Origin of the sequence: Bacillus sp. AFS029533 (genome assembly GCF_002585125.1) — a bacterium.
GTDB classification, from domain to species: Bacteria; Bacillota; Bacilli; order Bacillales; family Bacillaceae_G; genus Gottfriedia; species Gottfriedia luciferensis_B.
The window spans coordinates 41,655-53,941 of the sequence record NZ_NUQC01000022.1 but is presented as its reverse complement, the minus strand read 5'-3'; the positions used below and the strand labels follow the sequence as shown (position 1 = coordinate 53,941).

Below are 12,287 nucleotides of genomic sequence, written 5' to 3'. Positions count from 1 at the left end.
AAATTGAAGGTGGTAATACTTGAAAATAATAATAAGGATTCTATTTTATTTAATTGGATTACTATTTTTAACTTTAGGAATTAGTTTAGCGATTAAAGCTGGACTAGGAGCTAGTGCTTGGGATGCATTAGCTGTTGGTGAGTCGAAAACCTTTGGCTTATCTGTTGGAAATTGGATTATCATTAACTCGTCAATACTGTTGTTTGTTAATGCTTTTTTACAAAAGAAAAGACCGGATTGGCTTGCTGCGATTACGTTTATTTTAATTGGACGATTTCTTGATTTTTGGCTAACTGTCGAGTCGGAACATTTATTTGATTCAAATATGGTCACTAGATATATTCAATTAGTACTAGCTATTTTAAGTATGACTATAGGTATTGCGATTTATTTGCAAGCTAAGTTTCCGTTAAGTCCAATAGATGATTTAATGATCTCGCTAAATAAGCGGTTCGGAGTAAGTTTAGGTGTGGCAAAAACGATTGGTGAAGTGTTTGCGTTAGTATTGGCCTTTCTTCTTAAAGGTCCAATTGGAATCGGAACCGTCTTAATTACATTCAGTATTGGACCTATTTTGCAGAAGCTAAGAGGTCCAATTGAGAAACTATATATTAAGCTGAGTTCATAGCAAAATTTTTCATTTTAAGGAATACATATATTTACATAAAATGTTCATGCTAAGAGTAATAATTTCCTTATTTGTGAAAGGGGCATGAATATGTCTAAATGGTTTAAGCCATTCGTTCTTGTTAATATAGCTATTTTAATTATTTCTTTAAATAATGGACAAACAACTTTTGCAGCTAATACAGATATTAAAGTCCCACGTTCGGCTGCAAATGTGACAAAAGAGAATACTTACCCTAATCCAACTCAGGACCTGCCAGAACTTCAACCAGGGGGATTAGCAAAGCAGTTATTAAATTCATCAAATGTAAAAATTGAGAATCCAAATCTAATTCGTATGTTTAATGAATCCTATGTCAGCAAAGCACCGTTTGCAGTAGGATATAATGCGAAAATTTTCTTAGGAGTTTGGCCTTTAAATTACGAATCAAATGAGACAACAATTAATTGGCAATATAAAAAAATAAATACAAACTTTCTAGATAATAGAGGAGAAAAAGCGTACAGACGAATAAAATACTACCAAAATTCGCAACAGATCGTTAAAGGTGGTTTAACTGCTAAAGTAAGAAATGCGGATGACGTGATTAATTTAATGATGCATGATGCATCAGAAAAAACAACTCTCCCACTAGCATTCCAAACAGTAGTCGGAGCTGGAACTAAAAACGAAAGAGTATATAATGTACCACCAAAGCAACTCGGCTATCTATATGCTTATGCTCCTGCAGTTAACGAAAAAGGAAAAGTTACATTTGGAGAAGTGTACCTCATCTTAAAAGGTAATAAAAGAACTCTACAAGTTAAAAATGTAGTATCACAAGGTGTAGGTGCATGGATCCCTGTTCAGGATTATGTTTCATTTGGTTATTTCGCTTCGCCACACCCTAGATAATAGAGAAATCCACAAGGGTAAATCATTTTCCTTGTGGTTTTTGTTTTGGGCAAATACTAAGCGTTGTATATACAAAAAAAACATGCCATAAATTTGACATGCTCTTTATTAAGTATTTAATTTCCCTTTAAAATCTTAGTACTTCTATTCGAAAAATCAGTTTCTGGATAATAGCTGTTTTTTACAAGAATATTAGGTCCTAAGCATTTAACTGCTGGACAATGACAGCTAAGTTCATTTGCAGTTTTTGATAATGTCCAAGTATCATATGCTTCTTGTAATGTATGGGTTTGAATATTTCCTAGATGAGGGACATCACCAAAGTCAGTAACGATGATGCTACCATCAAATACATTTACATTTAAGCGAGAACGACCATCAGGGTCATTTCGTAATGTTACATTTTTACTATTATATAATCTCTGAATGATGTCTAAATCGTTTTGATCATCGCTACATGGATAAAATGGTAGAGTACCAAATAACATCCAAATATTTTCATCACGTACATCAAGTAAAGTTGAGATTGCTTCGCGAAGCTCTGATTTAGTTAGGACTTCTAATGTACTAGCGAAATCACTGGCATACATCGGGTGAACTTCGTGCCTCTGACATTTCATTTCTTCTATAATTTGTCGATGGATTTTTTCTAAGTATGGAAGAGTACGTTTGTTTAACATTGTTTCAGCGGATACCATAACACCAGCATCAGCAAGGCGTCGGCTATTTTCAATCATGTTTTCAAATAATTTCGCGCGCTGTGCATATGTCGGTTTACGTTCCATCATCGCAAAACCTGCTTCTACAAATTCATCAACAGTTCCCCAGTTATGAGAGATATGTAACACGTCTAAATAAGGAATTATTTTTTCGTATCTTTCAAAATCTAATGTTAGATTTGAATTAATTTGAGTACGTACGCCACGTTCATGTGCATATTTCAATAAAGGCACAACATAACCGTTCAACATTTTATTTGAAAGCATCGGTTCTCCACCAGTGATACTAATACAACGAAGCTTTTCAATCTCTTCTAAGCGATTTAAAACTAATTCAATAGGAAGTGGATTTGGATCCTTAGGTTGTAAAGTATATCCGACAGCACAATGCTCACAGCGCATATTACAAATCGTTGTAGTCGTAAACTCTACATTTGTCAGCATGTTCTTACCATACTCTTCAACATCTAAATATGCTTCCCAAGGATCATATGTAGGTGTTATTTGTTGTAATAATTTTTTCATTTGATTACTCCTTTAGGCACACAACTGTACCCATAAGTATTAGACTAATTTAATTTTCCTCAACTATTATAAGAAAGAAAGTGAAACCTTGTATAGGAATAACTTCCTAAAATTTAAAAAAATGTCGAAAGTTTACGATATATAGGAGAATAAGGGTATAATATAATTAGCAATTGTATTAGAAAGGACGATCATTTCATGTCAAACACAGAACAATTATCCTATATTAAAGAACGTTTTAATTCAGTAATGGAAACAATCGAATCATTAGAAGCTGAAGAAGTAAGCTTAGAAGAGCTAGATCAATTATTATCAGTTCTAGATGACTTAGAAAGTAAATGTCGTGAAGTTAATCGCCTAGATTGAGTCCATTGTAATGGGCTTTTTTTATTGGAAAGTGCACATTGTTTAATTGTTAACAATAGAAGTAGCTAAATATTTGCCCAAATCAGAAACTAATTCTGAAGGGCTTTTTTTATTCCGTTTATTAAAAATTGTATTATAATGAAGAGGGGAACATTCAGTATTTTTATAAAGGGTTTTAAGGGGGAGCATGAATGCAACACATACAGGAAAGTATTTATCAATTAATTGTAGAAACTTCAACAAATCTACCAAAAGACGTACGTAAAGCAATCAGACAAGCTAAAGCAAGTGAAACAGCAGGTACAAGAAGTGCCATCGCATTGGAAACGATTACAAACAATATCATGATGGCTGAAGGCGATGTTTCACCTATTTGCCAAGATACTGGTATGCCAACTTTTAAAGTGAAAACGCCAGTTGGGGTAAACCAACTTGTGATAAAAGAAGCAATTTATGCAGCAATTGAACAAGCTACAAAAGATGGTAAGCTTCGTTCTAACTCTGTAGATTCTTTATTTGGTAAAAACAGCGGAAATAACTTAGGCCCAGGTACTCCTGTTGTTAAATTTGAGCAACACGAGGGTGACTATATCGATATTCGCCTAATTTTAAAAGGTGGCGGCTGTGAAAATAAAAACATCCAATACAGCTTACCATGCGAACTTGAAGGACTTGGAAAAGCAGGTCGTGATTTAGATGGGATCCGTAAATGTATTTTACACAGCGTATATCAAGCACAAGGACAAGGCTGTAGCGCAGGTTTCATCGGTGTTGGTATTGGTGGAGACCGTACTAGCGGTTATGAACTTGCAAAGGATCAATTATTCCGTTTATCTGATGATGAAAATTCAATTCCAGAGCTTAAAGCAATGGAAGATTACATTATGGAAAATGCTAACAAGCTTGGCGTAGGAACAATGGGCTTTGGTGGAGAAACAACTCTACTTGGCTGTAAAATCGGTGTAATGAACCGTCTACCTGCGAGCTTCTTCGTTTCAGTAGCGTATAACTGCTGGGCATTCCGCCGTTTAGGAATGAAAATCAATCCTGAAACTGGTGATATTTCAGAATGGTTATATAAGGAAGGCGAAGAAATTAGCTTTACAAATGAAACTGATGAAACAACTGAAGCACCTCGCGAAGTGAAATTAGTAGCTCCAATTACAGAAGAACAAATTCGTGATTTAAAAGTTGGAGATGTAGTTTCAATTAGTGGCATGATGTACACAGGACGCGACGCAATCCACCATCATTTAAAAGACCACGATTGTCCAGTTGATTTAAATGGACAAATTATTTATCACTGTGGACCTGTAGTATTAAAAGATGAAGAAGGCAAATATCACATTAAAGCAGCTGGTCCAACAACAAGTATTCGTGAGGAGCCATACCAAGGCGATATCATGAAAAAATTCGGCATTCGCGCTGTAATCGGAAAAGGCGGAATGGGTGCAAAAACATTAAAAGCTCTAGAAGAACACGGCGGTGTTTATTTAAATGCAATTGGTGGAGCAGCACAATACTACTCACAATGTATTAAAGAAGTAAAAGACGTAAACTACCTAGAGTTTGGTATTCCTGAAGCTATGTGGCACTTACAAGTTGAAGACTTCAAAGCAGTAGTAACAATGGATTCTCATGGTAATTCATTGCATAAAGATGTAGATAAGAGTTCACTTGAGAAATTGGCTACTATGGCTGAGAAGGTATTTTAATTATTGGGTTTTAAGGGCAATGTCATTTTTTTTGGCATTGCTTTTTTTTGTTTTTTTGGGGTGTAGAGAACAAGTAGAGGAATGAGAGCTGCAAATAAAGGAATGAAATCTGCAAATAAACATGTGGTTATTGCAAATAAGCGTCCTGATTCTGCAAATAAGAACACAGCTGCAAATAAGTGTCCCAATCCTGCAATTAAAGAGATCAGACCCGCAAATAAAAAATTGGTTAGTGCAAATAAACGTTCCAACCCTGCAATTAAAAAAGACATATCTGCAATTAAATAAATGAAAACTGCAAATAAACCCCGCCAAGTGCGCAAATAAGTAGTTAAATCATGAAGAAAAAGTTTCATTTTAGGGTAAATTAATGGTCCTAAGGTCAAAAAAATTCAAATCAAATCGAGCAGCGAATCCGCATCTTTTTTCATCAAAAATCCTTGTTAGAAAAATTTAGTTTTATATCAAAATTACACCAATTCTTTTCATATTTCTAATTTATTTACAGATACTATTTTTAAAGTGAGGTGAATGAATTGAAAAAAATTATTGTATATATTCTTACTTTCTTCTTAGTATTTCCTAGTACAACATTTGCTTATAGTAATGCGCCACATGGCTGGGGGATTGTTCCTGCGAAAAATGAGACTCCACCTGATGCAGGTGAGCAACTTAATAAATTATTATCAAATACGGGGTCAGTTTATTTAGGGGATACTACAAAAAAAGATGTTTATTTAACTTTTGACAATGGGTATGAAAATGGCTTTACACCAAAGTTTTTGGATGTTTTAAAGAAGCATGGTGTTCACGGGACTTTTTTTATAACCGGGCATTACATTAAGGAAAATCCTGAATTAGTGAAACGAATGGTTAATGAGGGGCATATAGTCGGAAACCATTCATGGAGTCATCCTGATATGACAACGATAGGTGATCAAAAGATTGTTGAGGAATTGGAACAAGTTAAAATGGCATACCAGGAATTGACTGGGAAAACAGAAATGAAATATTTCAGACCTGCAAGAGGTGTTTTTAGCGAACGTACTTTGCAACTAGTTAATAAACAAGGATATGAAAATATTTTCTGGTCATTGGCATATGTTGATTGGAAGGTTGATCAACAAAGAGGTTGGAAATATGCTTATGATAATGTGATGAAAATGATTCATCCTGGGGCAGTTATATTAATGCATACAGTATCGAAGGATAATGCAGAAGCGATGGATGCGATTATTACTGGCCTACATAAACGAGGGTATCAATTTAAAAGTTTAGATGACTTAATGATGGAGAGAAGCGGATTTGATCCGAGCTTTTATCTACCTAAAAAATAAAAAGCTAATGATTAAGTAGTTTTATTAACTGCTTAAATCATTAGCTTTTTTACACTTTAAAGGACGAGTTTTCTTTATCGGTTTGCGATTGCTTCGTAATTTAGTTTAGCATGTTGCTTAGGTGTTTTGATAACAAATGGGTTCTCGACTGTATTTTCTAAGAATTGTTTATCTTTATTAGCGAATTTTTTTATTCCGTTTAGAACTTGCTCTTCTTCCGTTACAACTTCTCCAAAAAGTAAGTCTTGTGTAATTGGTCCTTGGTTGTAATGCTCATAATAAAATCGCTTATAGTCAAACTGATAGAAAATAACTGGTTTTTCCATATATGAAAAATCAAATGAAACTGTTGAGTAATCAGTGATTAATAAATCTGATCTTTTTAATAGAGATTGGACAGTCTCTTCACCTTGACGGATCGTTTTTATTCTTTTATGGAAATCAGGAACATCCTTCATATAAATTTGAGTCTGGTAGTGCGGATAGAAAATGATATTTAAGTCATTTTTTTCTAAGATTTGATGTAACTCAGGATTACTAAGTAAAGAAAAATAACGGTTAAAGTATTCAGAGTTCATTAATTGCTGAGTACTTTTATTCCAGTTTCTCCATGTAGGCATGATTAAAATGGTTTTGCCATTTCCTGTATTTTCAAGCGCATCCCATCTAGCTAATCCAGTCACGGCCACTTCGTTTTCAGCATAACCGAATTCGTTAACAATATGATCTTTTTCAAAATCAGATGAAACGATAAACAATGAATAGCCCATTCGATTTTTATTCAGTACATGATTTACACGACTAACTCCAATAACGCCATGTTGAATAAGGATTTTTTGATTTTGCTGCCACTCAGGATGACATTTTAAAACTTGTAAGTACTCGTGTGTGTACATGTTAGCACGCTCTGAATAGGCATTAATTGTTTTATCACAAGTTAATAAGTAGAGTGTATGCTTTAAACTTCCATATTGTACAATGTTTCCGTATTCTTTTATATATTCATAATCCTTGGCCTTTTTATCAATCAAGTAATAACAGTTATCTCTTATTTTATTTTTTTGAATGTACTTGAATAAATGGTATGAATTATCTTGTGCCGTATCTTTTCGTTCTCCAATTAACCAAATATGTTTATTTCGATAGTATCTTTGGGTTAAACGGTAAAGGTAAAAAATAAGGAATGACTTCCATTCTCTTCTTAGTACAAGTAACCCAAATTCATAAACGATATCACGGAATGATTTTTGGATCTTTGTTTTTAATTTTCCAAGTAGGCCTGTTTTTTTGATTCGAATGTGTAAATTTTTCTTTGGAAAATAGGGTACGATACTATGTGTTTTAGTTGTTGCTGGTTTTGAATTTGCCTTTGTTGAAAAATAGAAAATATGAAGTGGTTTTTTTAATGAAATATCTCCAACTTTTACTGAAATAAACACTTCATAATCGCCATCAGGTAATATTTTACTTAGCTCAAATGTAGTTGTTTTATAGCCCCCATCGCTATAATTAATACTATTTTTTGAGAAAAGATAAGATAAATCAGAACGCTCAAGCGTTTCGAGTGTAACTGATATTAGTTGCCCATTTGATTTGTTTTTAAACTGCAATTCCTTAACAGAAGCTAAATTATCAATTTCCTCGATAAATGCGAAGCCACCAACTTGTAAGCGGTCACCTCGTAACGAAAGGATTTCGATTTTTTGATGCAAATTAAATTCCTTAATTTCTAGGTATTCTTTATATTTCGGAAAATACTTTGCAAAATAATGATAATATTTTCCCTCTATCATCACTGCTCCTTTTTGTAAGGAACGATCTGATAATAGATTCATCAATAAATGAAATTCTTCTGGATTTTGATTAAGAAAAATAGTATAAAATACTTTACTAATTTTAGAAGTATTATTTTCCATTAGATTTTCAGATAAGTTTTTAGCAAAATCAGATGAAATCCTTAGAAGATCATTGTATTTTTCAGAAGGGAAATAATATGCCTTTGTCAGTAAAGACGTTAAATAATAATCCCATAATTTTTTCTCAACATGCGAGTAATGAGATGTGATATCTTTCAGATTATAATAGTTTATTAATTCAGTTTGAGTAACGAGAAGATTATCAAAAAATTCTAAAGTACTAGTTTGTTTAATAACATCACTGTTTGTTAAATCTCTCACTTTTATGACGATATCTGTTGTTACGTAAACTTTATTTGAACAAATAAAACATTGTTGAGTAAATAATAAATCTTGTTGTTCTGTTAAAAGCTCATTGAATTGCAATTGATTGTCGATTATTAAACTTCTTTTAATCATCATATTTTTAATAGAAGGATTTAACAGAAGTTCTGGATGTTTATGAAACTCACGTAATGTTGGTAAATCTTTTTTTATGATTGATTTTAATTCATGGTGCTCCCATTTTCTTGTACCATTGAATAATTGTATATTTCCTAAAGCAATATCAGTATGATCCTTTATTGCACTGTTATATAAATGTTCATAGGTTGATGGATTTACAATATCATCCGCATCGATAAACGCCACAAATTCTCCAGTAGCTTCATGTAAACCTATGTTTCGTGCTTTGTTTTTTGACATTAGCTCTAATGATATAAAGCGAATATTTTTATGTGAATTCGAGTATTCTTCTATTATTTTTTTACTATTATCAGATGAACCGTTGTCTATAATAATCGTTTCAATATCAGTTAATGATTGACCTTGTAAACTGTTTAGGCAATCTTTTAAGACATCTTCATGATTATGTGCAACAACGACTACACTAACTTTGGCTTTTTCCATTATAGTCTTACCTCACTAGTCTCTACTTTCAATTAAATAGTTTATCATAAATTATAACCCAATGCGTCTTCTTGAACATAATTTACGAATGGTAAGTAGGTATCGTACTTGTATTATCTCCAATTATTTATGGAGATATCAGACTGCCCGCCAAGCGCCCGCAATCAGTCTGATCATCAAGTTTTTAGTTATTGGTCTTTATACTGCTATCTCTAATTATTTATAGAGATTTTAAGGGAGAAGAGAGTATATAAATTAATGATAGAAAAAGATTAAAATTATTTTTATTCAACACCTTGACTTTGATAATGATAATCGTTATCATTTAAGTATAGCAAATATCAACACAGCTGTTGCGATATTTGATAAGTTTTGAAACCTGATTGGACTTGAAAGTTTCCCCATTCCCTTAAAATTTAATGTGTCAAAGAAAGCTTGACTAGTCCCCAAGCTTTTTTTGCGTTTTTCGGACCTTTGACATGCGCTTGCAATCAGTCTGAAAATCAAATTTTAAAATTTTTGTTTCAGACCTTAACTAGAGATCATTCTCTAGTTTTTTTGCATTTGTCACAAATTTTATTAAGCGGTACTTGTTATGCTATAATACACTTCAGAGTAATTAAGGAGGAACGGGTGAATGTGGAAGGAAGAGGTTGCTTTAGAAACACCATATCAATGGGAAGAAGTTTTAAAGAGATTAGAGCATGAGCCAACATTTACAGTGCATTCTGCTGAAAAGCGATTAAGCATTCCACTGTATATTGATGGGGATCAAGTAGTTGTAAAGGTTAAGAAAATAAATGATGTTCCAGTGCAGTTTGAAGTCATTAGTGAACATGAAAATAAAGAGAAAATTCTCGAAGAAGTTGCTACTATTTTGCAATGGCAAACAGAATTTGAAGAACTACATCATCATTTAAGACAAACTACAATTTCTCCTCTTATTGACCTTTTTGGACATACACCAATTACCGTTTCAAATGATCCTTTTGCCTGTTTAATTACATGTATTATTCATCAACAAATACAGCGTACATTTGCAATCCAAGTAACAAAACGATTTGTTCGAATGTATGGTGAAAGAATTGGTAATTCATGGTTTTTTCCATCTCCTGAAATAATTGCTAATTTAACTATAGATGAGTTAAGAGATTTGCAGCTTAGTACGAGAAAAGCTGAATATATGATTGGAATTGCTAAAGCTTGGAGTGAAGGAGTTTTAAGTCATCAAGATTATCGGACATTATCTTCGGAGGACATTTCAAAGGAGTTAATCAAGCTTAAGGGAGTCGGTCCTTGGACAGTTGAAAACTTCTTATTATTTGGTCTAGGTCGAAAAGATATTTTCCCAGTTGGTGATGTTGGCATTCAAATCGCACTTCAAAAGCTTTTAAATTTAGATGAAAAGCCTTCGAAAGAAATAATGGATTATGTAAAAGAGCAAGTTTCTCCGTTTGGAAGCTACGCTGCCCTTTATCTTTGGAAGAGCATAGAATAATGGAGTTGTATATATGAGCAATCAGTTAGAAAATAAATTAGAAGTAGGCCAATCCTTTCCTATAACAATTAAACGTATTGGGATTAATGGTGAAGGTGTTGGTTACTTCAAAAGACAAGTAGTATTTATTAAAGGTGCATTACCTGGAGAGGAAGTAGTTGCAGAGGTAACAAATGTTCGCAACGGCTTTGCTGAAGGGAAAATTCAACGTATTCGAAAAGCATCACCTGATCGTGTAGAGCCGACTTGTAAAATCTACGAAAAATGTGGTGGCTGTCAAATTCAGCATGCTTCTTATGAAGGACAACTTCGATATAAACGCGACATTGTCATCCAAGCAATGGAAAAGTATGCAAAAGATTTACTAGAAAAAACACCAATTAAAGAAACGATCGGTATGGAAAATCCATGGAACTATCGTAACAAAAGTCAGCTACAAGCTGGGCTTGAAAAAAATAAAATCATCGCTGGATTATATACACAAAACTCTCATAATGTTGTTGATATTGGCCATTGCCCAATTCAACATGAGGATTTAAATAAAATCACAGGTAAAGTGAAGAAAATTTTAACTCGTTTAAATATCCCTGTTTATAATGAACGAAAAAATAAAGGGGTAATCCGAACAATCGTTGCGCGTGTTGGTTTACGTACAGGTCAAATCCAATTAGTACTAGTAACTGGAACGAAAGATTTTCCTCAGAAAAATGAACTAATCAGTGAAATTAAAAAGCGAATTCCTGAAGTAACAAGCTTAATGCAAAACATTAATAATCAAATGACTTCAGTAATCTTTGGGCGTGAAACTGTCTATTTATCAGGTGAAGAAGTAATTGAAGAAAAGCTTGGAGATTTATCATTCGAACTTTCAGCAAGAGCGTTTTTCCAATTAAATCCTGAACAAACAGTTAAGCTATATGATGAAGTCAAAAAAGCAGCGGCACTTACTGGAACAGAAAAAGTCGTAGATGCTTATTGTGGAGTAGGGACAATCGGACTATGGCTAGCGAAAGACGCAAAAGAAGTTCGAGGCATGGACGTAACGAAAGAAGCAATCATCGATGCGAAAACAAATGCCCTAAGCCATGGATTTACAAATACTCATTACGAAGCAGGTAAAGCTGAACAAGTATTACCGAAATGGTTAAACGAAGGCTGGAAACCAGATGTTATCATAACTGATCCACCGAGAACTGGCTGTGATGAGGAGTTCTTAAATACTGTATTAAAGATTAAACCGAAGAAATTAGTATATGTTTCTTGTAATCCTTCTACTTTAGCTAGGGATTTAAAGGTATTGAGTAAGAATTATGATGTGAAGTATTTACAGCCTGTTGATATGTTTCCGCATACTGCGCACGTTGAGTGCGTGGCACAACTCACTTTAAAGTTATAACCAACAAAAAAATTTTTGATAGATTAAATAATTCTTTGCTAAAATCAGAATAAACATCTGATAAAAGGAAAGAGTTGGGAAAAGGAAAAAGGGGCGTACGTAGTCACCTCAATCCTTTTCCCTATTTTTTAACAATCCTTTACTCTGAAAATTATGATGTTTTGCTAAAAAGGTGAGAGGGTGGATAAATAGCAAGAGTTTATTATTTCTGAACAAAAAAAAGGCAGCAGGCCCTAAATAAAGTATGTTGAAAAGGTAATGCTGTTCATTTTGGGTAGCAGAGTGAGAGTAATGCTGTTTTGTTTAGTTATGAAGAGAAGAATACTAATCGAAAGATATGTTTTAGCCACCTAAGGAAAGGTGGTTTATTTGTTGTTTAGGACATTATAAAAAGTTGACCAAACA

10 protein-coding genes are annotated in these 12,287 nt (G+C 33.4%); 7 read left to right on the top strand and 3 right to left on the bottom strand.

Translation table 11 applies throughout. The features are described 5' to 3' along the window. Positions 1-19: 19 nt before the first annotated feature. Together COE53_RS13460 and COE53_RS13455 are read left to right on the top strand one after the other, a co-directional pair. On the top strand, positions 20-628 hold the full coding sequence (locus tag COE53_RS13460; protein WP_353615545.1) for a YczE/YyaS/YitT family protein: 609 nt from the start codon (positions 20-22) through the stop codon (positions 626-628). A 90-nt stretch (positions 629-718) separates the two neighbouring features. Continuing rightward, a complete protein-coding gene (locus COE53_RS13455) occupies positions 719-1,522 on the top strand; it encodes a YfkD famly protein (RefSeq protein WP_069035394.1) in 804 nt (267 codons plus the stop codon). Between the two features lie 116 nt (positions 1,523-1,638). Here the strand turns inward: COE53_RS13455 and yfkAB are convergent, their stop codons facing one another. Beyond that, positions 1,639-2,766, bottom strand: a complete 1,128-nt coding sequence (yfkAB, locus tag COE53_RS13450; RefSeq protein ID WP_069035393.1) for a radical SAM/CxCxxxxC motif protein YfkAB — start codon at positions 2,764-2,766, stop codon at positions 1,639-1,641. A 198-nt stretch (positions 2,767-2,964) separates the two neighbouring features. Between yfkAB and COE53_RS23995 the strand changes: the two genes are divergently transcribed. Beyond that, complete coding sequence (locus COE53_RS23995) at positions 2,965-3,132, top strand: SE1561 family protein (protein WP_097973332.1); 168 nt, start codon at positions 2,965-2,967, stop codon at positions 3,130-3,132. Positions 3,133-3,323: 191 nt separating this feature from the next. Beyond that, positions 3,324-4,847, top strand: a complete 1,524-nt coding sequence (locus COE53_RS13440) for a fumarate hydratase (protein ID WP_069035392.1) — start codon at positions 3,324-3,326, stop codon at positions 4,845-4,847. Here COE53_RS13440 and COE53_RS13435 read toward each other — a convergent pair. Continuing rightward, positions 4,844-5,233 (bottom strand): hypothetical protein, encoded by a 390-nt coding sequence (locus COE53_RS13435; protein ID WP_098948247.1) that lies wholly within the window; start codon positions 5,231-5,233, stop codon positions 4,844-4,846. The two genes, COE53_RS13440 and COE53_RS13435, sit on opposite strands and share 4 nt — an antisense overlap. A gap of 150 nt (positions 5,234-5,383) precedes the next feature. Between COE53_RS13435 and pdaA the strand changes: the two genes are divergently transcribed. Beyond that, positions 5,384-6,184, top strand: a complete 801-nt coding sequence (gene pdaA / locus COE53_RS13430; protein WP_091023030.1) for a delta-lactam-biosynthetic de-N-acetylase — start codon at positions 5,384-5,386, stop codon at positions 6,182-6,184. 74 nt (positions 6,185-6,258) lie between these two features. Here the strand turns inward: pdaA and COE53_RS13425 are convergent, their stop codons facing one another. After that, positions 6,259-8,988, bottom strand: coding sequence for a bifunctional glycosyltransferase/CDP-glycerol:glycerophosphate glycerophosphotransferase (locus tag COE53_RS13425; RefSeq protein WP_091023032.1), 2,730 nt, complete (start codon positions 8,986-8,988; stop codon positions 6,259-6,261). Between the two features lie 637 nt (positions 8,989-9,625). Between COE53_RS13425 and COE53_RS13420 the strand changes: the two genes are divergently transcribed. Beyond that, positions 9,626-10,486: a DNA-3-methyladenine glycosylase family protein gene (locus tag COE53_RS13420; protein WP_069035388.1), complete on the top strand. Its 861-nt coding sequence runs from the start codon at positions 9,626-9,628 to the stop codon at positions 10,484-10,486. A 13-nt stretch (positions 10,487-10,499) separates the two neighbouring features. Beyond that, the gene (gene rlmD, locus COE53_RS13415) at positions 10,500-11,882 is read left to right on the top strand and encodes a 23S rRNA (uracil(1939)-C(5))-methyltransferase RlmD (RefSeq protein WP_069035387.1); all 1,383 of its coding nucleotides are present in this window, start codon (positions 10,500-10,502) and stop codon (positions 11,880-11,882) included. Positions 11,883-12,287: the final 405 nt, after the last annotated feature.

Bases quoted from the DNA above. Each gene is read 5' to 3' on its own strand.
- COE53_RS13455 (WP_069035394.1), top strand. From the start codon at position 719: ATGTCTAAATGGTTTAAGCCATTCGTTCTTGTTAATATAGCTATTTTA.
- rlmD (WP_069035387.1), top strand. From the start codon at position 10,500: ATGAGCAATCAGTTAGAAAATAAATTAGAAGTAGGCCAATCCTTTCCT.
- COE53_RS23995 (WP_097973332.1), top strand. From the start codon at position 2,965: ATGTCAAACACAGAACAATTATCCTATATTAAAGAACGTTTTAATTCA.
- yfkAB (WP_069035393.1), bottom strand. From the start codon at position 2,766: ATGAAAAAATTATTACAACAAATAACACCTACATATGATCCTTGGGAA.
- COE53_RS13420 (WP_069035388.1), top strand. From the start codon at position 9,626: ATGTGGAAGGAAGAGGTTGCTTTAGAAACACCATATCAATGGGAAGAA.
- COE53_RS13440 (WP_069035392.1), top strand. From the start codon at position 3,324: ATGCAACACATACAGGAAAGTATTTATCAATTAATTGTAGAAACTTCA.
- COE53_RS13425 (WP_091023032.1), bottom strand. From the start codon at position 8,988: ATGGAAAAAGCCAAAGTTAGTGTAGTCGTTGTTGCACATAATCATGAA.